The organism is Aphanizomenon sp. CS-733/32 (genome assembly GCF_028330045.1).
Classification (GTDB): Bacteria; Cyanobacteriota; Cyanobacteriia; order Cyanobacteriales; family Nostocaceae; genus Dolichospermum; species Dolichospermum gracile.
Map to the genome: position 1 here is coordinate 1 of NZ_JAQMSE010000147.1, position 21,686 is coordinate 21,686.

General features: G+C 37.8%; 25 protein-coding genes. 8 read left to right on the forward strand and 17 right to left on the reverse strand.

From position 1 onward, the window contains the following. Positions 1 to 311: 311 nt before the first annotated feature. From PN471_RS11610 to PN471_RS11660, 10 genes are all read right to left on the reverse strand, one after another. Complete coding sequence (locus tag PN471_RS11610; protein WP_271776981.1) at positions 312 to 497, reverse strand: hypothetical protein; 186 nt, start codon at positions 495 to 497, stop codon at positions 312 to 314. 167 nt (positions 498 to 664) lie between these two features. Beyond that, positions 665 to 1,006 (reverse strand): XisI protein, encoded by a 342-nt coding sequence (locus PN471_RS11615; RefSeq protein ID WP_271776982.1) that lies wholly within the window; start codon positions 1,004 to 1,006, stop codon positions 665 to 667. Further along, positions 994 to 1,155 carry an element excision factor XisH family protein gene (locus tag PN471_RS11620; RefSeq protein WP_271776983.1) on the reverse strand — a complete coding sequence of 54 codons (162 nt, stop codon included), beginning with the start codon at positions 1,153 to 1,155 and terminating at the stop codon, positions 994 to 996. Before PN471_RS11620 ends, PN471_RS11615 begins: the two co-directional genes overlap by 13 nt. A 348-nt stretch (positions 1,156 to 1,503) precedes the next feature. Continuing rightward, positions 1,504 to 1,845 carry a XisI protein gene (locus PN471_RS11630; RefSeq protein WP_168359190.1) on the reverse strand — a complete coding sequence of 114 codons (342 nt, stop codon included), beginning with the start codon at positions 1,843 to 1,845 and terminating at the stop codon, positions 1,504 to 1,506. Beyond that, positions 1,830 to 2,249, reverse strand: coding sequence for a XisH family protein (locus PN471_RS11635; RefSeq protein ID WP_271776984.1), 420 nt, complete (start codon positions 2,247 to 2,249; stop codon positions 1,830 to 1,832). Before PN471_RS11635 ends, PN471_RS11630 begins: the two co-directional genes overlap by 16 nt. Positions 2,250 to 2,441: 192 nt before the next feature. Next, positions 2,442 to 3,173 carry an MAE_28990/MAE_18760 family HEPN-like nuclease gene (locus PN471_RS11640; RefSeq protein WP_028090495.1) on the reverse strand — a complete coding sequence of 244 codons (732 nt, stop codon included), beginning with the start codon at positions 3,171 to 3,173 and terminating at the stop codon, positions 2,442 to 2,444. Further along, entirely contained in the window at positions 3,170 to 4,267 is a 1,098-nt protein-coding gene (locus tag PN471_RS11645) for a DUF262 domain-containing protein (protein ID WP_168359184.1), read from the reverse strand. Before PN471_RS11645 ends, PN471_RS11640 begins: the two co-directional genes overlap by 4 nt. 169 nt (positions 4,268 to 4,436) lie before the next feature. Then, positions 4,437 to 7,067, reverse strand: coding sequence for a bifunctional aconitate hydratase 2/2-methylisocitrate dehydratase (gene acnB, locus PN471_RS11650; RefSeq protein ID WP_271776985.1), 2,631 nt, complete (start codon positions 7,065 to 7,067; stop codon positions 4,437 to 4,439). Between the two features lie 413 nt (positions 7,068 to 7,480). After that, a complete protein-coding gene (locus PN471_RS11655) occupies positions 7,481 to 8,029 on the reverse strand; it encodes a RidA family protein (protein ID WP_271776986.1) in 549 nt (182 codons plus the stop codon). Continuing rightward, positions 7,995 to 8,600, reverse strand: a complete 606-nt coding sequence (locus tag PN471_RS11660; protein ID WP_271776987.1) for a pentapeptide repeat-containing protein — start codon at positions 8,598 to 8,600, stop codon at positions 7,995 to 7,997. Before PN471_RS11660 ends, PN471_RS11655 begins: the two co-directional genes overlap by 35 nt. 120 nt (positions 8,601 to 8,720) lie before the next feature. On the opposite strand from PN471_RS11660, the gene PN471_RS11665 reads away from it, so the two are divergent. The 4 genes from PN471_RS11665 (at position 8,721) to PN471_RS11680 (ending at position 10,711) form a co-directional block, all read left to right on the forward strand. Beyond that, the gene (locus PN471_RS11665) at positions 8,721 to 8,957 is read left to right on the forward strand and encodes a ribbon-helix-helix domain-containing protein (protein WP_271776988.1); all 237 of its coding nucleotides are present in this window, start codon (positions 8,721 to 8,723) and stop codon (positions 8,955 to 8,957) included. Continuing rightward, entirely contained in the window at positions 8,954 to 9,490 is a 537-nt protein-coding gene (locus PN471_RS11670) for a 6-aminohexanoate hydrolase (protein WP_271776989.1), read from the forward strand. The genes PN471_RS11665 and PN471_RS11670 overlap by 4 nt, the downstream gene beginning before the upstream one ends. Positions 9,491 to 9,569: 79 nt before the next feature. Next, positions 9,570 to 10,271, forward strand: a complete 702-nt coding sequence (locus PN471_RS11675; protein ID WP_271776990.1) for a DUF433 domain-containing protein — start codon at positions 9,570 to 9,572, stop codon at positions 10,269 to 10,271. Next, the gene (locus tag PN471_RS11680; RefSeq protein WP_271776991.1) at positions 10,268 to 10,711 is read left to right on the forward strand and encodes a hypothetical protein; all 444 of its coding nucleotides are present in this window, start codon (positions 10,268 to 10,270) and stop codon (positions 10,709 to 10,711) included. Before PN471_RS11675 ends, PN471_RS11680 begins: the two co-directional genes overlap by 4 nt. An 83-nt stretch (positions 10,712 to 10,794) precedes the next feature. On the opposite strand, the gene PN471_RS11685 is transcribed toward PN471_RS11680, so the two are convergent. Then, positions 10,795 to 11,226: an NUDIX hydrolase gene (locus PN471_RS11685; RefSeq protein ID WP_271776992.1), complete on the reverse strand. Its 432-nt coding sequence runs from the start codon at positions 11,224 to 11,226 to the stop codon at positions 10,795 to 10,797. A 176-nt stretch (positions 11,227 to 11,402) separates the two neighbouring features. On the opposite strand from PN471_RS11685, the gene malQ reads away from it, so the two are divergent. Continuing rightward, the gene (gene malQ, locus PN471_RS11690; RefSeq protein WP_271776994.1) at positions 11,403 to 12,920 is read left to right on the forward strand and encodes a 4-alpha-glucanotransferase; all 1,518 of its coding nucleotides are present in this window, start codon (positions 11,403 to 11,405) and stop codon (positions 12,918 to 12,920) included. Positions 12,921 to 12,989: 69 nt separating this feature from the next. On the opposite strand, the gene PN471_RS11695 is transcribed toward malQ, so the two are convergent. Together PN471_RS11695 and PN471_RS11700 are read right to left on the reverse strand one after the other, a co-directional pair. Further along, the gene (locus PN471_RS11695) at positions 12,990 to 13,766 is read right to left on the reverse strand and encodes a helix-turn-helix domain-containing protein (protein ID WP_271776995.1); all 777 of its coding nucleotides are present in this window, start codon (positions 13,764 to 13,766) and stop codon (positions 12,990 to 12,992) included. 16 nt (positions 13,767 to 13,782) lie between these two features. After that, complete coding sequence (locus tag PN471_RS11700) at positions 13,783 to 14,556, reverse strand: pseudouridine synthase (RefSeq protein ID WP_271776996.1); 774 nt, start codon at positions 14,554 to 14,556, stop codon at positions 13,783 to 13,785. 142 nt (positions 14,557 to 14,698) lie between these two features. On the opposite strand from PN471_RS11700, the gene PN471_RS11705 reads away from it, so the two are divergent. Then, entirely contained in the window at positions 14,699 to 15,412 is a 714-nt protein-coding gene (locus tag PN471_RS11705; protein ID WP_271776997.1) for an LmeA family phospholipid-binding protein, read from the forward strand. Positions 15,413 to 15,515: 103 nt separating this feature from the next. Here the strand turns inward: PN471_RS11705 and PN471_RS11710 are convergent, their stop codons facing one another. Together PN471_RS11710 and cbiT are read right to left on the reverse strand one after the other, a co-directional pair. Then, complete coding sequence (locus PN471_RS11710) at positions 15,516 to 16,406, reverse strand: phosphatidate cytidylyltransferase (RefSeq protein WP_271776998.1); 891 nt, start codon at positions 16,404 to 16,406, stop codon at positions 15,516 to 15,518. A gap of 66 nt (positions 16,407 to 16,472) precedes the next feature. Next, complete coding sequence (gene cbiT, locus PN471_RS11715; protein WP_271776999.1) at positions 16,473 to 17,075, reverse strand: precorrin-6Y C5,15-methyltransferase subunit CbiT; 603 nt, start codon at positions 17,073 to 17,075, stop codon at positions 16,473 to 16,475. Between the two features lie 95 nt (positions 17,076 to 17,170). On the opposite strand from cbiT, the gene PN471_RS11720 reads away from it, so the two are divergent. After that, positions 17,171 to 18,622, forward strand: a complete 1,452-nt coding sequence (locus PN471_RS11720) for a serine/threonine protein kinase (protein ID WP_271777001.1) — start codon at positions 17,171 to 17,173, stop codon at positions 18,620 to 18,622. Positions 18,623 to 18,663: 41 nt separating this feature from the next. After that, a complete protein-coding gene (gene tatA, locus PN471_RS11725) occupies positions 18,664 to 18,840 on the forward strand; it encodes a twin-arginine translocase TatA/TatE family subunit (RefSeq protein WP_271777000.1) in 177 nt (58 codons plus the stop codon). Positions 18,841 to 18,932: 92 nt separating this feature from the next. Here tatA and PN471_RS11730 read toward each other — a convergent pair whose 3' ends face one another. Both PN471_RS11730 and purF read right to left on the reverse strand, forming a co-directional pair. After that, the gene (locus tag PN471_RS11730; protein WP_193898077.1) at positions 18,933 to 19,619 is read right to left on the reverse strand and encodes a Uma2 family endonuclease; all 687 of its coding nucleotides are present in this window, start codon (positions 19,617 to 19,619) and stop codon (positions 18,933 to 18,935) included. A gap of 528 nt (positions 19,620 to 20,147) precedes the next feature. Further along, positions 20,148 to 21,638: an amidophosphoribosyltransferase gene (purF, locus tag PN471_RS11735; RefSeq protein WP_271777002.1), complete on the reverse strand. Its 1,491-nt coding sequence runs from the start codon at positions 21,636 to 21,638 to the stop codon at positions 20,148 to 20,150. Positions 21,639 to 21,686: the final 48 nt, after the last annotated feature.

Genomic DNA, 21,686 nt, shown 5'->3' on the forward strand with positions numbered 1-21,686 from the left:
ACCTACATCAAACAGCGATACCTTCGGTAAGCTACCGCTAACGCACTCCATCCTACCTACATCAAATAGCGATACCTTCGGTAAGCTACCGCTAACGCACTCCATCCTACCTACATCAAATAGCGATAGCGATACCTTCGGTAAGCTACCGCTAACGCACTCCATCCTACCTACATCAAATAGCGATCGCTCCCTAAACCCTATATAGCAAATAACCCAATCCGTAGTTAACGAATTGGGTTTTATTTTTTATGACCTACCGCAAGAAATATACCCAGTGCTAGGTCAGCCTAGACATATCCACTATTTATTTAAGAGCTATTGAGATATTTTAAACTTCTCAGTTTTAAACACCAACGATAATCAAATTCTTGTAAACATTTAGGAAAATAACATTCAATTACTTGGTAATAATGTAAATATTGTGATACAGGTATTTTTTCTTCTGAAAGCGCGTGAATGTACAAAGATAGAGGAACTTCTTCATACTCGTACATTTTTTTAATATCTAATGTAGGCTTGCATCTTCTTGAGTATCTCCCTGTCCAACAATACCATTTTCTAAACACAAACCCACCCAATAACCAGAACTTTGTCTAAGAACAACTGTGTAAAAGTTCATTTTTGTTTCCCTATAGATTAAATTTAGGATCAAGAGAAAGTATTAAGCAATAGCAAACTCTGTAAACTTCCGAGTTTCAGGACCATGAAAAGCTAAAACAATATCCTCTTTTGGTACACCTTCGGTTAATAACTCATTTGCAATACCTTCTTCTGTCCAATCTTCCTCAATATAGATTTTCTCATTTTTAATTCTGACATAAACCGAAATTGCTTTCACTCGTTTATGATTTTTCCAACCGATATTAAACCAAAGATATTGACTTCTTTGATCATCAAACATTAACACCTCATCTATATCAGGATCAGGTACTTGTGCTGAAATTCTTTCATATTCAGTGAGGATTTGTTTGATTATATTTTGATAATGATTTAACTTGTCCATTTGATAATCTCCTCTTTATTAATATCAACAACCAACAGTGAAACTTGATATTTTTGTAAAATTAATTCAATCGCAACTTGTTCAAAAAACTTTTCATGAATTTTTTCACCAATATTTTTTATTAAAAACTCAGGATGTAATTCAATCATTTTTTAACCTCCTCTTACTCATAAGCTTTACTACGATGCTTAACCCTATACACGATTATAGTTTGTTCTTCTAATTCAAACAAAACTCGATAATCACAAACTGCTGTAAACGATATTCTGGAGTAAAATTTGTTAAGCGTTTCACATCTCCTTGTAAATCATCTTGCATTGCTTCAATTTTATTGATAATACGTTCTCTTTCATTTACAGGAATTTTCTGTCAATCTTTAATCGCTTTGGGTTTAAATTCTATTTGGTACTGCACATATCTTAACCTTTTTCAAAACATTAAGGTGAGTCCATCCAGACTCACCCTAACTTAAATTATACCAACAAATTCGTTCTCTATTAAGCCACCGCAAACTCTGTAAACTTCCGAGTTTCTGGATCATGAAAAGCTAAAACAATATCCTCTTTCGGTACACATTCCCTTAATAATTCCGTTGTAATACCTTCCTCAGTCCAATCTTCCTCAATGTAAATTTTATTGTTTTTAATTCTTACGTGAGCATGAGTTGATTTGAGTCGTTTATCTTCTTTCCAATCAACTGTTAACCAAAGATAATGATCATGGGTTTCATCAAATACTAAACAGGTTTCAGAATCATAATCAGGTGATTGATGAACTAATTGATCATATTCTGTGAGAATTTTCTTGATCAATTCTCGGTATTTTATGATTTTATCCATGATGTAATTTCCTCCTTTTTATCATTAAAGACAATAAAATTCATTTGATGGCGTTGGATTACTGCTTGAATTGATTTCCTTTGAAAGAAAGTATTAAATACCGAATTTTTTATTGCTAAATAAAGTTCATAATCTTTGTGAGAAAGTTCGAGAAAGTCACGATAGAGAAGATATTGACCTAAAGCATTTTGAAAATCTTTCATTGGTGAAGGATTGATAAAACTTTTGATTTCAACAACAATTCTCCGGTTTTGTTGTTCTGCTAATAAAGTTTTTTCTGCTAATAAATCAGCATAAAGGTTATCATCTTCATATTCAAGTGTATAAGAATCAGCTAAAATTGTCCAACCATCTTTGATTAAGGCATTTTTAACTACATCATGGTAGATGTCTTTCGCTGGCATTTTTACCCTGTTTATTAAGTAGTTATTTGGGCTAGTTAATATAATTATACTAATTTATTTAAGAGGCGATCGCATTTCATACCACCTACATCAAAAAGCGATCACACTTCCATTATTCCTGAAAACGGGGATCGCGCTCCTATATAAAAGCAATATAGACCACTACTCTGGGATGCTGATAATTTCTACGCACTAAGTATTTTCACTATTTTGTACATTTATCTGTAAATATTCTTGATTTGATATATAATTTTCTACATTTTCTAATATTTCCCTTAAATAACAAATAACTCTTTTTTGAATCTTCAATAATTCATCAGCAGTAGCTTTGTTGCCAATTTCCTCAAACGTCTTAAAACCATGTGCTAAATCATTTCTATTGGTTTTAATTGTGAGTAAATCACTTCCGTCTTGAGTTTTGCTTTTATTAGTTTGGGACGAAAAACCGTAAATTTTTGCTATATTTCTGATTTTTTGTGCATCTACATTACCTGAAAATAGTCTTTTCTTATTTTCTTTCTTAATCAGAGCATCAAAGGTAACTGATATGATATCAACTGAAATATTTATGAGACCTTGTAAAAGAGTATCTGTAGATTGGATATCTTTATCTCTTACATGATTAATAATAATTTTTTTTATTTCTTTTCTCACGTCATCGAAAGAGACTTGTTGCATTTTTAATTCATCAAAAATTGTTTCAATAGCATTACGCATAGTAGCTTCAACTAGGTTATATAGTAACAAATATCCTGTTGCTTTAAGAGTATTTTCTAAATCATCATCTATTGGTTTTGTTTTTATATTGTTAGCATTACCCATACTTAATTGAATGTAACCTTGCTCTAGGTTTTTCAGGAAGTAAAAGTATTTACTAACTTCTTTAGCGCGTTCATTAAAATCTTGAAATAATGTACTTGTCATGAATTACCTAAAAGCTGATTGCGAACATATTCAATACGACGACTGACTTTATTTTGAGAACTACTAGCATCAGATTTCGTTAATTTTTTAAACTCATCAGAATCTAAAAAGGAAGTAGATTTTGGAACTAAATTAGGATTTTCTCTGAGCGCCAAAGCAATACCTACTGTAATAGATTCAAACTTAATTCTAGTTGTAGGTTCATAGCAATTCTTAGTTTTTCGATAAATATGTAAAGAATTGGAAATATACTTTTGTACAAATGCTAACATTGAATCAAATTCATTTCTCATAGCATTTATTTTGCTCTCATCTGATTGATTTTCCAGTTTTAAATATTCATTCAAGAATTTATGAACCTTGTTTTCAAAATTGCCATAATTTTGATAATTATTTAAAAATGCAAAAAAACGTAATACATATTCTTGTGGATCTCCTTTATTAATTTCAGTGTCAGTAAAGGAACATAAATCTCTAAATAGTAGATTTTTTGAAAGTTCCTCAACTAAATCAAGACATTTTCCTGGTTCACCTCCTCTACGTTTTTCCATTTCATTCAATTCAACACTACCACTATTAATTCTTTGGAACAAATCCCTTCTAATTTCTTCATCTGCTTCTTCTGTTAATTGAATCATTTTAATAGTAGTTCTATTAAAACGTCTTTGGCGTGTTGGTAGTAAATCTGTAAACGTAAAGCCATTAAGATTTGTTAGTTTTTCAAGATTTCTTAATGTAAGTTCATTATTAATAAACCTGCTTAAAGTACGAATACGTTGTGTACCATCTATAATTTCCAACCGGGTTAAATCTTCTGATTCTGATACATCGGCCACAAAAATATAAGGGATTGGTAAATCTAACATTATAGATTCAATGAATTTTGATTGGGTATCTTCATCCCAAGCCATTGCTCGTTGATAATCTGGAATAAAAATCTCATTTTTATCTTCATCTATTCCATCTAAATATTTTTGAACAATTACTTCGATAGGATATTCTAAAGTCTTATAGTCAACACGCTTTCTATTATCGCGGATTTCTTGTTCCGCATTTTCTTTGCGTTGATTTGTAATTTCTAGTTGAGTTACCATATTTGACAATTTATTGTTTTGATATCTAAAGTTAGAGCTTTTTGATTGAGTGAATTAATTACATTTTACCAGTGAAATAGGTGAATTTAGCTAGATTAAGAAATCTTAATAATTGAATATAAACCCTTTAAAATCAAGGTGAGTCCATCCAGACCCACCCTAACCTAAATTATACCAAAGCCGCCTGTTCCTCCTTACTAATCACCCTCCCCTCATCCTCAAAACCAACAATTTGATCAAAATTCAAATAACGATACAAATTATCAGCAAAAGGATTAATTTTCTCCCCAACAATCTCCATATATTCCTTAACCGTAGGAATACGTCCCAACAACGCACAAACTGCTGCTAATTCGGCTGAACCTAAATACACTTGAGCGCCTTTTCCCATGCGATTATTAAAGTTACGAGTTGAGGTAGAAAACACCGTTGTATTATCATCAACTCGCGCCTGATTTCCCATACATAAACTGCATCCTGGAATCTCCGTTCTCGCATTCGCACTTACAAAAACATCATACACTTTTTCTAGTTTTAATTGATGTTCATCCATTCTTGTCGGAGGTGCAATCCATAACCGCGCTTTTACCGCTCCTGCACCTTCTAAAACCTTGGCTGTTGCTCGATAATGTCCGATATTTGTCATACAAGAACCTACGAAAACTTCCTGTACTGGATCATTCGCAACTTCTGATAATAACTTAACATTATCAGGGTCATTCGGTGCAGCTACAATTGGTTCTTTGATTTCGTCTAAATCAATCTCAATTACTTCTGCATATTCCGCATCTGCATCAGCAGATAATAATACAGGATTGGCTAACCATTCCTCCATTTTTGCCACGCGCCGCATGATAGTTCTGGCATCACTATAACCCCGTGCTACCATATTTTTTAACAGAGCAATATTGGAACGCAAATATTCGGCTATTGTCTCTTCACTTAACTTAATTGTACAACCTGCACAAGAACGTTCGGCGGAAGCATCTGTTAATTCAAATGCTTGTTCTACTTTCAAATTTGGTAATCCTTCAATTTCCAAAATACGCCCGGAAAAAACATTTTTCTTGTTCTGTTTTTCCACTGTTAATAATCCTTTTTGCATGGCTACATAAGGAATGGCATTAACAATATCTCTCAAGGTAATTCCTGGTTGCAATTCTCCTTTAAACCGGACTAATACAGATTCTGGCATATCTAAAGGCATTACACCCAATGCACCAGCAAAGGCCACTAAACCAGAACCCGCAGGAAAGGATATTCCCAAGGGAAAGCGGGTATGGGAGTCTCCTCCTGTTCCCACGGTGTCAGGTAATAACATCCGGTTTAACCAGGAGTGAATGATACCATCACCGGGACGCAAGGTCACGCCACCACGAGAGGAAATGAAGTCTGGTAGTTCTTGATGGGTTTTGATATCCACAGGTTTGGGATAAGCGGCTGTGTGACAAAAACTTTGCATGACTAAATCTGCACTGAAACCTAAACAAGCCAGTTCTTTTAATTCGTCTCTGGTCATTGGTCCTGTAGTGTCCTGAGAACCCACTGTGGTCATGATTGGTTCGCAAGATGTCCCCGGACGTACTCCTGGTAAACCAGAGGCTTTACCGACCATTTTTTGCGCCAATGTGTAGCCTTTTCCGGTGTCGGTTGGTGCTTGAGGACGAATAAATAAATCGCTGGGTGCTAAACCCAAGGCTTGACGGGTTTTGTCGGTGAGGGTACGGCCAATTAATAGGGGAATGCGGCCACCTGCGCGAACTTCGTCTAAAATAGTGTCAGGTTTGAGGCTGAAGGTGGAAATTACTTCTCCTGCGGCGTTGGTAACTTCACCTTTGTAGGGGTAGATGGTAATTACGTCACCAGTTGCCATTTTTGTGACATCGCATTGTATGGGTAAAGCTCCCGCATCTTCGGCGGTGTTAAAAAAGATAGGTGCGACCGCACTTCCTAAAATATAACCCCCAGCCCGTTTGTTTGGTACAAAGGGAATATCATTACCCAAATGCCATAATACAGAATTGATTGCAGATTTACGAGATGAACCTGTACCCACCACGTCACCGACATAGGCCACAGGATGTCCTTTTTTCTTTAACTCTGCAATGGTTTCTAAACTTCCCAGTTGACGGGTTTCTAACATCGCCAATGCGTGTAATGGAATATCTGGTCTGGTTGTAGCGTGGGTTGCCGGTGATAAGTCGTCAGTGTTGGTTTCTCCGGGAACTTTGAAAACGGTAACGGTGATCAATTCTGGTAATGTCGGACGGGAAGTAAACCATTCAGCTTCTGCCCAAGAGTTTACCACCTGTTTGGCGTAGGGATTGGTTTTCGACAATTCTAAAACATCATGGAAAGCATCATACACCAACATGATTTTGCTGAGGGCGTTAGCTGCATAAGCGGCGATTTGTTCTCTTCCTTCTCCTCCCATGACCAAAGGTGTTTCTGATGCTGTTGATACAGAACTGCTGGAAACTTGCAGTAAATCAATTAAGGATTGAACATTGTAACCACCAATCATTGTTCCCAGTAATTCCACTGCATCGATTGGTGAAACTAAGGGGCTGGTAATTTCCCCTTTCGCAATAGCAGTAAGAAATCCGGCTTTTACATAAGCAGCTTGATCTACTCCAGGAGGGATGCGATCGCGTAATAAATTTAATAATAACTCTTCTTCGCCTGTCGGGGGATTTCTCAGTAATTCACACAATACTGATGTTTGTTGTGCGTCTAATGCTAAGGGAGGAATACCCAGTTGAGCGCGTTGTGCAACCTGTTGACGATATTCTTGTAGCATGATTTAGATTGTTCTCCTGTAATCTCTGGCTTTGATTATTATTTTATTGTAAGGGAATTGTTACAGAAGTTACTGGTAAACGAATTTGTCAGAAACAAACAATTTAGAGATTATAATTTTGAGTCTAAATAAGTTATTAAAAATATATAGGAATCACCTGAGTTCGGAGTTTCTCTTTCGGAGACGCTACGCGAACAGAGTTATGATTTTTTCAACGAGATCATCAGGGTTTGAGACTCATATTTGGGGCAGTTTTCCAAAAATTATCTTATGTCGAAGTCAGGTAATTTATTCAGGTTTTCGGTTTATCCAGCAAGCCCTAAATATTTCTAACAAAAAATGTAGAGACATTACATAGAACATCTCTACAAGGGTTATAAATGACGAATATTGAATTTTTACCAGATGTTTATTTAACCACCAATTACGGCAATACAATCAATTTCTACCAATACATTTTTAGGTAAACGGGAAACCTCCACACAAGCACGCGCTGGGGCGGTATCTTCGGGAAAATATTTTGCATAAACCGCATTAACAGCGGCAAAATCATTCATATCAGCTAAAAATACCCCAGTTTTCACCACATCTGCAAATGTAGCGCCTGCTTCTGTGAGGATAGCTTCAATATTTCTCATTACCTGTTCAGTTTGCTTAACTACATCTTCAGTGTAGACAACATCACCTAAACGGGGATCTATGGCAATTTGTCCAGCTACAAATAACATTTGCCCAGAGGCGAGAATTGCTTGATTATATGGTCCAACGGGTGCAGGTGCTTTATCGGTACGGATTACTTTACGAGTCATAATATATATGTCTTTTGGCTCTTTTGCTAATGGTGTTTCTGGTTTACCAAATTCTAGATCTGTAGATGTTTGGTAAACTTCTCTATCTGGCATTATCGCACCTGTGAGGTCAGCATTTTTAAAGGTTGCACCATAAATATTCGCGCCGGTCAAATCTGCTCTTTTCAGCTTTACTAAAGTTGGTACTGTTAAGATTTGCTTCACTCAAATCACAATTAGTCAATTTAGTTTTAATAAAAATAGCAGAACTGAGATTAGTTCTGACTAAGTTTACATCTTTCAAATATGACTCAGTAAAATTTGCAGATTTTAAACTACTATCTTTTATATTCGTATTACTGAGATTAGCACTACTAAAATTTGTATTCTCTAGCTTTGCTCTCTCCAAATTAGTATTATCTAAGTTAGCATTCTTGAAATTAACATTATTAAGATTTGCATTACTCAAATCAGAACCACTCAAGTCAGACCATGACAAATTTAAACCAGAACCACCTACTAAATCACTCAAGTTAGCATTTTTCAAAGATGTTCTAGAGAGATTGGCATTTTGAAGATTTGCTTTACTTAGGTTAATATTATTTAAATCTGCTCCTGTTAAATCTGCACTAGAAAAGTCTATACCACTCAGATTTACACCTGTAAGGTCTACCCCTCTCAGATTTACGGAATGAAATTGTCGTTGTCCTGCGGCGTAGTTCTCTAAAAGTTCTTCAGCGTCCATAATGCACCATTGAATACTATTGTAAAAGTATAAAACAATGCTTGACACTAAAGTACAGGTATTGATGGCAATATTGCCTAATGATTAATACAGTGTTACAATAGCACTATCTAACACTGCATGACAAAAAGAGGAAAATCAAGAGAAAATAAAAGCATAGAAATACTAAGCATTGCCATTATGCCTGAAGGAAAAAGACTAAACATATATTTCACTGATGAAGATGATTTAAAGCTTTATGCAGAAATATCAACAGCAGCGAAAAACGAAAAACGCTCAATGAGCCAAATGGTAAAAATACTTGTCAGTGATGCCATAGCGAAGCGCCAACACCAAAAACAAAAAGAACTAACATGACTACAGAACAAAGAATTGACCGCGTGGAAACTGAATTTGCTACCATTCGTCAACTACTGATCTCAGCCGCTACCTATGCTGAATCAGCTAATCGGCGGATTGATGAGTTAGGTATAAAACAAGACCGCACTCAAATCATGTTAGATGAGTTAGGTGCAAAACAAGACCGTTCCCAAATCATGTTGGATGAGTTAGGTGCAAAACAAGACCGTTCCCAAATCATATTGGATGAGTTAGGTGCAAAACAAGACCACACCCAAACACAACTTGACCAATTAGGAATACGGGTTGACCAATTATCAAGCAGAGTTGATGAGTTTATCTTTCATACTCAGCGCCTATTTAACAAAGCAGGTGGTGAGATAGAGGAAACAAAGGCAAGAACTGAAAGATTAGAAGCATTAATGTTAAAACTTGATCGAAACTATGAAGAGCAGAAATCACAGTTTCAGGAGTATCAATTGACAACTAATGCAGCATTGGAACGAATTGACCGAGTTTTAGACTATCTGTTGAGACAGTCAGGAAATTGAACAGCTTGGGTTTAGCATTGTGCTTTACCCTTGAATATCACTAATAATTAAAGATGAACATCTCAGACAGATACATAAAATGATGCAACTTTATGGAAAAACTGATCCAAGAGATATTCCTTCCTACTCTATTAGGGATGCTGCTAAGTATCTCCGTATCCCAGTAGGAACAATTCGCTCGTGGACAGTGGGCAGAAATTATCCCACTATTAATGGTGTGACTTTCTTTAAACCAGTTATTGCTACTAAAGACTTTAAACCAACCTTGCTTTCATTTACTAATTTAGTAGAAATTCATGTTTTAAGAGCAATTCGTCAACATCATAAAATTCAACTAGATAATGTTAGAAAAGCTCTTGATTATATTGATGAGCAGTTTCAAGTACCGCACCCCCTAGCGCGTGAAAAATTCCGAACTGATGGTGCTGATCTATTTATAGAAAAATATTGTTCTCTAATTAACGCTTCTAAAAATGGGAAAACAGATTTAAAAGATGCTTTAAATGCTCATCTTGAACGCATTGAACCTGATGATACTGGGTTAGCAATTAAACTTTATCCTTTTACTCATTCTCACGAAGAAAATAACCCTCGTATTGTGGTTATTGATCCCCGCATTGCTTTTGGTCGTCTTGTAATTGCTGATACCGGAATTGCTACCAGTATTTTGGCAGAACGATTGAAAGCAGGTGATTCTATTGAGGATTTATGTGATGATTATGACTGCGATTCAGTAACAATTGTAGAAGCTATTCGTTGTGAGTTACCTGCTGCTGCATGATACATCCTCAATCAATTACATTTTTTATAGATAGATGCTTAGGTAAAAAATCTATTCCCGAAACACTCCGCACAGCAGGTATCACTATTGAAATTCATGATGACCATTTTGATAAAGGTGCTTTAGATGTAGATTGGCTACCACAAGTAGGTGAAAAAGGCTGGGTTGTGTTAACTAAAGATGACAGAATCAGCAAAAATCAATTAGAAAGAATTGCCGTAGCACGCGCTCAAATTAAAATGTTCGTGTTGGCTTCACAAAACCTGCGAGGGGAAGATATGGCCGCAATCTTTGTTAAAGCAATAGTTCCCATGCAAGAATTTGTCCGTAAACATCCTGCTCCATTTATTGCCAAAATCTATCGTGATGGCAAAATTAGCTTGTGGAAAGACAGTCAAGAGTTATTAACAGAGTTAAAGAGTTTTGATGAATCTATCTGAATCTTCCTCTCCTCGCTGTCCCCGTGGCGTAGCACCTGTCCCCGTGGCGTAGCACCTGTCCCCGTGGCGTAGCACCTGTCACCTTATCCCAACCTTGGACGAATCCCATAATTTCTATATTGCCAATAATCCCGCAAAATCCGGTCATGATCAAAACACAAACTATCAGGAACACACCAAGGTGAGAAAATACCCAACCCCTTAGCGTCATCACCCGCTAAAGGTTCACCTGTAGCTGTTGCTAAAAACACAATACTAATTGTATGCTGACGTGGATCTCGACTGGGATTAGAATACACTAATAACTGTTCGATTAATTCTACTTTTAAACCTATTTCTTCCTCTGCTTCCCTAATTGCTGCCTTTTCTACTGATTCACCATAATCAACAAAACCACCGGGTAACGCCCAACCTAGAGGTTCATTATGTCTTTCAATCAGGATAATGGGGCGATGAGGTCTATCAATTAATTCAATAATGATATCAACGGTGGGGGCAGGATTTCTGTAAGTCATACAATTTTGGATTTTGGATTGTGTATGAAATAGATCCCCGACTTCTTGAAGAAGTCGGGGACTTGAATTAATCTTCTCATTTCTTCATGAATCAGAACAGTCAAGACTAACTATGCCATGATAAATTCTATGCGTATCCTATAAACAATTACGTTTTCCTATATTTCAGGTTAAATATGCCTTTTCCTAGATCAAGTGGTATTCTACTACATCCTAGTTCTTTCCCCAGTCGCTTTGGTATTGGGGATTTGGGTTTGGAAGCTTATCGGTTTATTGATTTTCTCAAAGATAGTCAGCAGCAATATTGGCAAGTTTTACCTCTAGGACCGACCGGTTACGGTAATTCTCCCTATATGTGCTACTCCGCAATGGCGGGAAATTACTTTTTGATTAGTCCTGAAAAGTTGTTAGAGGAGGGCTTGTTAATTGCCGAAGATTTGGCTGATTTACCAGATTTTCCTGTAGATAAGGTAGATTTTAACGAAGTTATTCCTGTTAAGGTCAATCTCCTCATTAAAGCTTGTGAGGATTTTAAAACTAAAGCAAATTCCACTCAAAAACAAGCGTTTGCTAAGTTTTGTGCTGATAAAGGCTATTGGTTAAATAATTATGCGTTATTTATGGCACTTAAAGATGCCCAAGATGGTAAAAGCTGGTACAATTGGGAACCGGAATTAGCCAAACGCGAACCAGCAGCTTTAGCTGAGATGGAAAAAGATTTAGCAGGGGAGATTTTTTATTACAAGTTTGTTCAATATGAGTTCTTCCGGCAGTGGTCAGAACTGAAAAACTATGCTAATGACAATGGGATAGAGATTATTGGGGATATTCCCATTTATGTAGCCCATGATAGTGCTGATGTGTGGGCTAATCCTGAGATTTTTGCTTTAGATGCAGAAACGGGAGAAGTGGCTTTAATGGCGGGAGTTCCACCCGACTACTTTAGCGCTACTGGTCAATTATGGGGAAATCCGGTTTATAACTGGGAAGAATTGCAAAAACAAGATTTTAAATGGTGGATATTGCGCTTTGAGGCGATGCTGGATTATGTGGATATAATTCGCATTGATCATTTCCGGGGTTTTGAGGCTTATTGGGCTGTTCCCCAGGGAGAAACGACTGCTATGAATGGCGAATGGATTGAAGCACCTGGGGTGGCTTTATTTGAGGCAATTAGAGAGCGTTTGGGTAAGTTACCTGTTTTGGCTGAGGATTTGGGGATTATTACGCCAGAAGTGGAAGCGCTGCGAGATCAGTTTGAGTTTCCAGGTATGAAGGTATTACAGTTTGCTTTTGGTTCTGATCCCGGTAATCCTTTTTTACCGTTTAACTACACACGAAATGCTGTAGTTTATACAGGTACTCATGATAATGATACGACTGTAGGCTGGTTTAATGCTGCGAATGATTACGAAAAGCAAAATTTATTGTTGTATTTGGGTTGTATCAGTCCAGATGGTATACACTGGGATTTAATTAGGTTAGCTTTGAGTTCTATTGCTAATCAAGCGATTACACCTTTGCAGGATGTATTAGGCTTGGGAACCCAAGCCCGGATGAATTTTCCCAGTACGGCGGAGGGAAATTGGGAGTGGCGTTACCAATCGGGGGTATTAACGCCAGATTTAAGCTATCGCTTAAAAACTCTCACTCTCCGTTGCGGACGCGCTTATAGAGAAGCAGGTGACAGGTAACAGGGAGTAGGGGAGTAGGGGAGTAGGGGGGGAGAAAGAATTTTCCCACTGACTACTGACCACTGACTCCTATAAGTTTGGTTTGGCAGCGATGTTGATTTCTTGAGCTTTGCCGATTTCTCCCATTTCCTTTGCTTTTTGCTGGTTCACACTCATTAACACACCACCAGCATTATCAGTTTTTACTGTCAGTTGCTCAGTGGCGTTCCAGGTGCGGCTAGAACCTTGTGGTAAAACTCCCTCAAAAGCTGTTTTACCATCTGTAACCACGCTAATCCAAGATGAAGCTTTTAAGGTGACACCAATTTGTACGGATTGATCCCCTTTTTTGCTGATAAATGTATTATTAGCCGCCTCTTGCCCTGCCAATTGGGTTACAGTTTTTGGTTGAATTTGGCGATTGTTTGCTTGCAAAGTGGAATTATTCAAGAACTGGGATAAACCGTTAACAGAGCAGAAAATCAGCCCAATATACAGCAGATAAAGATGAACAGGACGTAATTGAGGAACAGCTTGTACTTTCCAATTGGATTGAACACTTACTGATTGAGAACCAATGGGGAAATGACCGGCAAATTCCCTACCCTGAAGTCCTAAAGCGTCTGCAAACTGTCTAATTAGGCCTTGAATATAGATGGGTTCTGGTAAGTCGCTTAAACTACCTTTTTCGATGGCTTGTAAAAGTCGTCGAGGAATTCTCGTGAATACGACTAACTCATCTAGAGTTAAACCCTGTTCCTGCCGTAGGGAAGCTAGTTGAGAGCCAAGTTGCCCTAACTTTTCGGCTTGATGTTCCTTGATAGAAGGTTTGACTGACTTTTCACCCTTCTTTCTGAACCATTTCATGTTTTTCTTTTACTCCTTAACTCGGCTTTGTCTTAATAGGTGTGCGAATTATCTGCTTATTTAAAAAACTAATTTCATCCTGACTCAGATGACGGTATTTACCAGATGGCAAGAATGCTGTTGTTGATGTTTTTAATTGAATTGAACCGATGGCCGTGCGATGTAGCTTAATAACTGGATATCCCAACTGTTCGGCTATACGACGAATTTGCCGGTTTCTTCCTTCCTGTAAAACTATCTCTAAACAGCTTTGAGCAATATAATTTTCAATCAAACGCACCTGAGCAGGTCTTGTGATTCTTCCTTCCAGAACTATGCCCTGACTCCAATTTTCGAGAACTTTGGCTGGAGGATGTCCTTGAACTACAACACGGTAGGTCTTGGAAATACTATGACTAGGATGGGTAAGTCCATAGGTCAATTCTCCATCATTGGTTAAAATCAATGCTCCTGTCGAGTCTACATCTAAACGGCCAACCGGGTGAATACCCCATCCGGTTCTTAATTCTGAGGGGAGAAGATCCAAAACCGTTGGTCTTCCTTGGGGATCATGGCAAGTGGAGACAATTCCTGCTGGTTTATGCAGTAATAAATACATTTTGGATGGACGCTGTTCTCTCAGTACAGGTTGACCATCTATAGAGATTTTATCTTGGTGAGGATTGACTTTTTGTCCTAAATGTGCTAATACCCCATTTACACATACTCGTGATTGCCTAATCATTTCTTCAGCTTCACGTCGTGAGGCGATACCCCATTGAGCGAGAATTTTTTGTAACCGGGCCTCCATGTTTAAATTGTGATTTTTTCGCTGAATATTTTTATACTGCTAATGTTTGCATTTTGTTGTTAACAAACTTCCATGTTAAAGTTAAGGTTTGTTTAAAATACTCAAGTTTTGAGCATATTTACATTGATATAACCGTCGAAAAATGACAGAACCAAGTTCCCCAAACACAAATAACAGCAAAGTCAGGATTATTACAAAAGTTTTAACATCAGCGATTAAGCTTTGGTTAAGAAGCCAGTTAAATCAAGTATCTCATTTAGAGGTACAGATTACAGCAAGCGATCGCCAATTGCTGTCTGGCTGTATTCCTGGACTATCAATTTCTGCTAGTCATGGAGTGTATCAAGGTCTTCATGTTACACAAATTGAACTTCAGGCAGAAAAGATCCAACTGAATGTGGCTGCAATTTTGAAAGGACAACCTTTACAATTATCAGCAATAGTACCTGTAGTTGGTAAGCTAATAATCACTGAACATGATCTTAATAATTCTCTGTCATCTCCATTATTATTGACGGCTATAAATGATTTACTGTTTCCACTATTAGCAGAATATCGCCTAAATTCCCAGGACATCTCTTGGCGAGAAATCACCCTTGACAATCAGGTATTGATTCTGAATGGTATCCCCGCCTCTGAGATGGAAGGGGCATTTTTCAATATTTATTTAGGGCTAGAACTACTCAATGGTCAAGAACTGCAATTAACGCAAGTTCAGGTCAAGACTGATCAGGGGGTGCTTTGGGACAGGAATGCTCCTTATATTATAAATCTGGGAACAGATGTTGATATTGCCAAAATTTCTCTGATACCAGGACAACTTAGTTGCTATGGACGTATTAATCTTAACCCATAATTATTAAAAAATCAAAGTTCAATATTCCCTAAATTTGGCGGAAATTATCTAGCTATTGTGGGTGATATGGGCAATTGGAGACGATATCTTCCCTTAGGTACTATTACAGCGTTTTTTCTAATAAAGGTAAAAGCAATGTGATAAAATAATACACTAGAGGAGCAGTAAAAATATAGCTATCAGTCCGATCTAAAATCCCTCCATGACCAGGGATCAATTGTCCTGAATCCTTGACACCAGCATCACGTTTGAGCAAAGATTCTGTCAAGTCACCTAATAAACTAGCAATACCAATAATTAGACCTAACATAGCACCGGTGACAATCCAGTTGGGAAAATGAAGAAAGTAAGCGCCGATAATGGCCACAGTTAAACTAGCAATTACTCCGAAGACTGCACCTTCTACGGTTTTTTTGGGACTAATATTTGATAACCGAGTTTTGCCAAAGAATTTACCAATAATATAAGCGCCAATATCAGCAGCCCAAATACATAAAAATGCGAGGGTAGTTGCTGTTAAGCCCGTTGGCAAGGAGATAAAATTGCCTTGTCCAATATCTTGCCAGTTGGATGGCCAATAACCGCTTAAAGGCAGGTTGCTGGTAATAGTGTGACCAACTCCTCGTAAGCGTACCCAGTAACTTGGTAAGTAACCGACATAAAATAAGCCCATGATAGAGGCGGAAATATCGGCAATGGTGGCTAATTTGGGTTGAAATAGCAGATAAAAACAAATAAGTGTGCCGGCTATTGGCATAATGGCATCAGCCAAACTACTATCAAGGGTAGAAATTGCCAATAATACCTGACTGACAAACATGGTTGTTTTGACTGCGGGTGTGATCCCTCTAGAGCGGACTAAATTAAAATATTCTTGTTGACCTAAAAATACGACAAGGGCGATCGCTATCGTAAAATACCAACCCCCCAATAGGGTTGCAGATAGCGCCATGATAATCGCAATAATTCCACTAATAATTCGAGACCAGGGCATAGGATAATATTTGGGATTTTAGATTTTGGATTTTGGATTCCACCCAAAACCGAAAACCGAACGAATTTAATCTAGTTTTTCACCACTGAGAATGAAAATAGGATCGGCTGCGACAAAGGTTTGAGAATAGCCTCGTGTTTCTAAGCGATTTACCGCTGACTGGACAACTTCAATATTCCTAACTCTTAACTGAGAAAAGCTTTGAGAAATAGTATACAGATTTTCTAGGTTAGCAGCAGTGGCGACCACTCGCCCAGACATTGGTAAATACTGCCATGCAGCTTGGACAATTTCCTGTATGGCTTTTCCTCCCTCAATGCAGATGCGATCAGGTGCTAACTTGATTTGGTCTAAGCATTCTGGGGCGCTACCTTCAATGACTTCAACGTTTTTGACTTGAAAGCGATCGCAGTTGCGTTTAATTAGGTTAGCCACATCCTCGTCCCTTTCGATAGCAATTACCCGTCCTTGGGGACACAATAAACCTACCTCTATAGGAATTGTACCTGTTCCTGCGCCAATATCCCACAATACCGAATCAGCTTGTAGTCGTAATTGGGAAATCAATAACAATCTTAATTCTCGCTGACTTAGCGGAATACCTGGTAAATTCTCAAATAATTCATCGGGGATACCTGGAGTAATATAAGGCCAAAGTGGGGAAGGCATAAGCAATTAAAAATTAACAATTAAAATTTAACAACTGGAAATAGGGACGATAAATTTGTATTGATACTGACAAGTGACATCAGGAAACTACAATGATGAACAGGGAAATATTAGCTAATCGCTACGCAGTTCAACAACAGCTAGGCAAAAAAGCCGGCAGAAGAACTTTCCTCGCTACTGATTTAGTAACTGGAAAATCGGTAATTGTCAAGTTACTTGCCTTTAGTAGTGATTTTGAATGGGATGATCTCAAATTATTTGAGAGAGAAGCCCAAACCTTAAAGTCTTTATCACATTCTCAGATTCCTGCTTACTTAGACTATTTTGAAGTAAATTCCTCTAAAGATCAAGGATTTGCCCTTGTCCAAACTTATATCCCCGCCCAAACTCTAGAACAATATTTACAAACTGGGAGGAAATTTACAGAGATTGAAATTAAAGAAGTCGCTTCATCAGTTTTAGAGATTCTTATATATTTACATGATTTAAATCCACCAGTTATCCATCGTGATCTTAAGCCTAGCAATATTTTATTAGGAGAGCGATCGGGCAATAGTATTGGCACAGTTTATTTAGTAGATTTTGGTTCAGTCCAAACCGTCCTAGCAGCAGAAGCAGGGACAAGAACCATTGTCGGGACTTATGGTTATATGCCACAGGAACAGTTTGGAGGGCGGACTGTTCCCGCTTCTGACCTTTATAGTTTAGGATGCACAATAATTTATTTAGTGACAGGAACTCACCCAGCGGATTTACCCCAAAAGGATTTTCACATTCAATTTCAGCAAGTTGCTAATCTTAGTCCTAGTTTTGCTAACTGGTTAGAGTTGATGACAGAACCTATTTTAGAAAAACGATTTAGTTCTGCGCGTCAAGCTTTATCCAGGTTGCAAAATAATTTTTCAGAAGCAATTATGCCATTAGAATCTAAACGAGGTGATTGGTATTGGGATCAAAATAATTGGATTTCCAAACAACAGCAGCAAGATAAACCAGCAGGTAGTAAAGTTAAACTTACAAAAAATGAAGATGCTTTAGACATTATTATTCCTCCTGTGGGCTTTCAATCCTCAATGGTGTTTATAGGGTTTTTCGCTACATTTTGGAATTCATTTATCTTAGTTTGGACTATTGGCGCTCTTTCTGCACCTTTTCCCGCTAATATACCCTTTGCTTTGTTCTCTCTACCTTTTTGGGGCGTAGGTTTTTCGCTGATTTACGATATAGTATACGGCTTGTTTGGCGGTGTCAGCATCCATATAGATCAGCAACAAATTTCTTTTAATCACCAGTTAGGGAAATGGAAAATTCCTCGTCGTCGTTCAGCTTCTAGGAAAAGTATTAATAAACTTGTTTATACACCCCAATATTTTACTAAAGACTCAGATGGAGATAAAACTCAAGTACCTGCAAAATTGGTAATTTGGGCAGGGGTAGAAAAATTTGAGTTTGGTGTTAATAAATTTACTATTAAATCCGAAGCAGAATTAGAATGGTTAGCGAGAGAATTGAGTCAGTGGTTAGATATGCCAATTAGGACGGAATAAATTCTCTAGTTAATTACATTGAGTCAAAAAGGAAAATCATCATGTTTGGATTAGGATGGCCGGAAATAGTGATAATTACCATAGTTGCAATTTTGATTTTCGGACCGAAGAAAATTCCTGAATTGGGAGGAGTCTTAGGAAAAAGTCTCAAGAATTTCCAGGAGGGGATGAAAAAACCTGATAAAGATGATCATTCAGACAAGGAAAACTTAGATTAGGCAAAATAACGAGAAATAATTTAGATCCCAGACTTTACCAAAAAATCGGGGATCTTTGTAATCAACAGAAAAAACTGAAAATTTTGAAGTTTCTAAATGTCTTCTGGATTAATTCCTAAATCTCGTAATTTTTGGGCTAGTCTTTCGGCTTTTAATCTTTCTTGTTGTGCAAACTCTTCTGGAGTTGGTAATCTTTGTCCTTGTTGATCATACCAATATAACCATTCTCGCGTTCGTCCTAAATATGTACCCCGTTCTCTTCCTAATGCTAAACCTAATTCTGGCATCCATAATGTGCTATTAGGCTGAAGAACATATTCACCATTTTCTAATTTATAAATTTCTAAAGGTTGACGTTTGCGGCGATATTGACGAGTAGGTACATAAATTGCATAATATAAAATCCCTAATTTCGCATAATCAATTTTCTTTTTTTCATACTCACCATTGTAAGTTTTAGAAACTACTTCTAAAGCGAAAATAGGCGGAATATTATCTTCTTCCCACAATACATAACTTAATCGTCCTTCTTCTCCAATAAAGCGTTCTACTCCCAAACTCAAAAATCCATCGGGAACTAATGCTGGTTGACTTGGTGCGGAGTAAATACCCATATCCACACCAAAAAACCAATCATTACGGTTATTCCAAAATAAAGCTAAAATCGCTTCTAATAAATTGGGAATCAGGTTTTGTAGTTCGTTATCCACTGGGGTATCATCAGAGTCAAGAAGTTCGGTGGAAGATGGCAGACATTCACGCAAGTGGTAATTTACCATAATAGTCTTCACCATAATTGTGTAAATCTATTGTATCGCCAAAATCTTTAATAATATACCTGTGTTATTATAGTCTATAAAAGTCTTTGGGAGTTTCACCAATGAATAATCTTAATGTCGTCACTTTACCCGATAATTTATACAAAGAACTACATATGATATGTCAATATTGATATTCTGTCAAGTGTTTTCTAGGGAAAAAGTTTGTTTGAATGAGGATTTTTTCTGGAGTTTGATTTTGAGGATATGAGAATTTTTGGATGTTATATAAATGATGATGTAACTGATTTTTAAAAGATGTGATAAGTAGGTAAACGGAAAAATTTAAAGGTATGTGAAGGAAAGTAAATAGGGCTGAAACCCTCTTTCCCCCTGCTCCCTGCCTTACCCCAACGACAATTTTTAACGCCCACCTACTTAGTTCATCAAATAAAAATCCTGTAAATCCTCGAATTCTGGGTATCCTGATTTGTGACAATTGCATATTAAGGCAGGCAAGATGCCCACCGCACAAGATGATAGAATTATCTAAACTACAGCTTTTTCCAAAATCAACTTAGAACGCTTCATTTTTTCAGGAATAGCCACAGGATAATCACCAGTAAAACAAGCTGAACAAAAACTATTAGTATCTTCTCTGGTGGTTTCTAACATTCCTTCCCAACTTAAATAAGCGAGACTATCAACTTGTAATTGCTTGGCTATTTCTTCGACTGATTTTGTCGCCGCAATTAATTGATCTTGGGTATCAGTATCAATACCATAGAAACAAGGATGGGTGACAGGGGGAGAAGAAATTCTCATGTGGACTTCGGCTACACCGGCATCACGCAAGGCTTGTACGAGTTTGCGGCTAGTAGTTCCCCGGACAATGGAATCATCAATAATTACAACTCGCTTACCAAATAAGACATCTTTGAGGGGGTTAAGTTTCATTTTAATCCCTGACTCGCGCATGGCTTGGGTAGGCTGAATAAAGGTGCGGCCGACGTAGCGATTTTTAATCAATCCCTCACCGTAAGCTATACCAGAGGCTTGGGAAAAGCCAATGGCGGCAGGGATACCGGAATCAGGGACACCGAAGACTAAATCGGCTTCTATGGGGGATTCGGCGGCCATTTTCCGTCCTAACCGCATTCGATAACTGTATAAGGTTTCGTCGTGCATAAGACTATCAGGACGGGCAAAGTAGATCATTTCAAAGATACAAAGTTTGCGTTCTGATTTTTGATGCCATTGAAATGATTCTAAGCCGGTTTCAGTGATCCAAATTAATTCCCCTGGTTGGACATCACGCAGATATTCTGCACCGATGATATCTAAACCGCAGGTTTCGGAAGCGAGAACGTACCGTAGAGGTTGACTGTCTAATGTGCCAATTACCAAGGGACGAATGCCATTAGGATCACGGACTCCCATGATCCCTTCTGGTGTGCCAATAGTCAGGCTAAATGCGCCTTCGCAACGATGAAAGGCGCTCATAGCTCCTGTTACCCAGTCTGCACCGGCGTTGACTTCTTGAGCGATCGCATAAGCAATCATTTCTGAGTCAGTTGTTGTTACTAAGTTAAACTTATCTTTGAGTAACTCTTCCCGCAGTTTTACGGTATTGACTAAATTACCATTATGTGCTAGTGCCAGTAAACCCAAGCGAGTTTCCACCACAGCGGGTTGGGCGTTAACTTTGCGACTAGAACCGGTGGTGGAATAGCGATTATGACCAACTGCCAGATTTCCGGGTAATTGATCTAAGATGGTTTCATTGAAGACTTGAGACACCAATCCCATATCTTTGTGCTGGTGAACGTGGGGACCATCAAAGGTAGCAATCCCAGCAGATTCTTGACCCCGATGCTGGAGAGCATACAATCCAAAGTAGGTCAATTTAGCAACGTCTTGTTCTGGGGCGTAAATGCCAAACACACCACAAGCTTCTTCTGGCTTGTCAGGGCGGTTTTCATGACTGTTGATTGAGTTGTTGGCAATTTGGGGATATTCATCCGAATTTATGGGAATCATGCTGGTATTGATCCTGGTGAGGTTTCGAGTCAGTGGGAATTGCGCAGG

What these genes read in the sequence shown, in the direction of transcription:
- PN471_RS11610 (WP_271776981.1), bottom strand. Translation starts at nt 497, where the DNA reads ATGTACGAGTATGAAGAAGTTCCTCTATCTTTGTACATTCACGCGCTT.
- PN471_RS11615 (WP_271776982.1), bottom strand. Translation starts at nt 1,006, where the DNA reads ATGGACAAGTTAAATCATTATCAAAATATAATCAAACAAATCCTCACT.
- PN471_RS11620 (WP_271776983.1), bottom strand. Translation starts at nt 1,155, where the DNA reads ATGATTGAATTACATCCTGAGTTTTTAATAAAAAATATTGGTGAAAAA.
- PN471_RS11630 (WP_168359190.1), bottom strand. Translation starts at nt 1,845, where the DNA reads ATGGATAAAATCATAAAATACCGAGAATTGATCAAGAAAATTCTCACA.
- PN471_RS11635 (WP_271776984.1), bottom strand. Translation starts at nt 2,249, where the DNA reads ATGCCAGCGAAAGACATCTACCATGATGTAGTTAAAAATGCCTTAATC.
- PN471_RS11640 (WP_028090495.1), bottom strand. Translation starts at nt 3,173, where the DNA reads ATGACAAGTACATTATTTCAAGATTTTAATGAACGCGCTAAAGAAGTT.
- PN471_RS11645 (WP_168359184.1), bottom strand. Translation starts at nt 4,267, where the DNA reads ATGGTAACTCAACTAGAAATTACAAATCAACGCAAAGAAAATGCGGAA.
- acnB (WP_271776985.1), bottom strand. Translation starts at nt 7,067, where the DNA reads ATGCTACAAGAATATCGTCAACAGGTTGCACAACGCGCTCAACTGGGT.
- PN471_RS11660 (WP_271776987.1), bottom strand. Translation starts at nt 8,600, where the DNA reads ATGGACGCTGAAGAACTTTTAGAGAACTACGCCGCAGGACAACGACAA.
- PN471_RS11665 (WP_271776988.1), top strand. Translation starts at nt 8,721, where the DNA reads ATGACAAAAAGAGGAAAATCAAGAGAAAATAAAAGCATAGAAATACTA.
- PN471_RS11670 (WP_271776989.1), top strand. Translation starts at nt 8,954, where the DNA reads ATGACTACAGAACAAAGAATTGACCGCGTGGAAACTGAATTTGCTACC.
- PN471_RS11675 (WP_271776990.1), top strand. Translation starts at nt 9,570, where the DNA reads ATGATGCAACTTTATGGAAAAACTGATCCAAGAGATATTCCTTCCTAC.
- PN471_RS11680 (WP_271776991.1), top strand. Translation starts at nt 10,268, where the DNA reads ATGATACATCCTCAATCAATTACATTTTTTATAGATAGATGCTTAGGT.
- PN471_RS11685 (WP_271776992.1), bottom strand. Translation starts at nt 11,226, where the DNA reads ATGACTTACAGAAATCCTGCCCCCACCGTTGATATCATTATTGAATTA.
- malQ (WP_271776994.1), top strand. Translation starts at nt 11,403, where the DNA reads ATGCCTTTTCCTAGATCAAGTGGTATTCTACTACATCCTAGTTCTTTC.
- PN471_RS11695 (WP_271776995.1), bottom strand. Translation starts at nt 13,766, where the DNA reads ATGAAATGGTTCAGAAAGAAGGGTGAAAAGTCAGTCAAACCTTCTATC.
- PN471_RS11700 (WP_271776996.1), bottom strand. Translation starts at nt 14,556, where the DNA reads ATGGAGGCCCGGTTACAAAAAATTCTCGCTCAATGGGGTATCGCCTCA.
- PN471_RS11705 (WP_271776997.1), top strand. Translation starts at nt 14,699, where the DNA reads ATGACAGAACCAAGTTCCCCAAACACAAATAACAGCAAAGTCAGGATT.
- PN471_RS11710 (WP_271776998.1), bottom strand. Translation starts at nt 16,406, where the DNA reads ATGCCCTGGTCTCGAATTATTAGTGGAATTATTGCGATTATCATGGCG.
- cbiT (WP_271776999.1), bottom strand. Translation starts at nt 17,075, where the DNA reads ATGCCTTCCCCACTTTGGCCTTATATTACTCCAGGTATCCCCGATGAA.
- PN471_RS11720 (WP_271777001.1), top strand. Translation starts at nt 17,171, where the DNA reads ATGAACAGGGAAATATTAGCTAATCGCTACGCAGTTCAACAACAGCTA.
- tatA (WP_271777000.1), top strand. Translation starts at nt 18,664, where the DNA reads ATGTTTGGATTAGGATGGCCGGAAATAGTGATAATTACCATAGTTGCA.
- PN471_RS11730 (WP_193898077.1), bottom strand. Translation starts at nt 19,619, where the DNA reads ATGGTAAATTACCACTTGCGTGAATGTCTGCCATCTTCCACCGAACTT.
- purF (WP_271777002.1), bottom strand. Translation starts at nt 21,638, where the DNA reads ATGATTCCCATAAATTCGGATGAATATCCCCAAATTGCCAACAACTCA.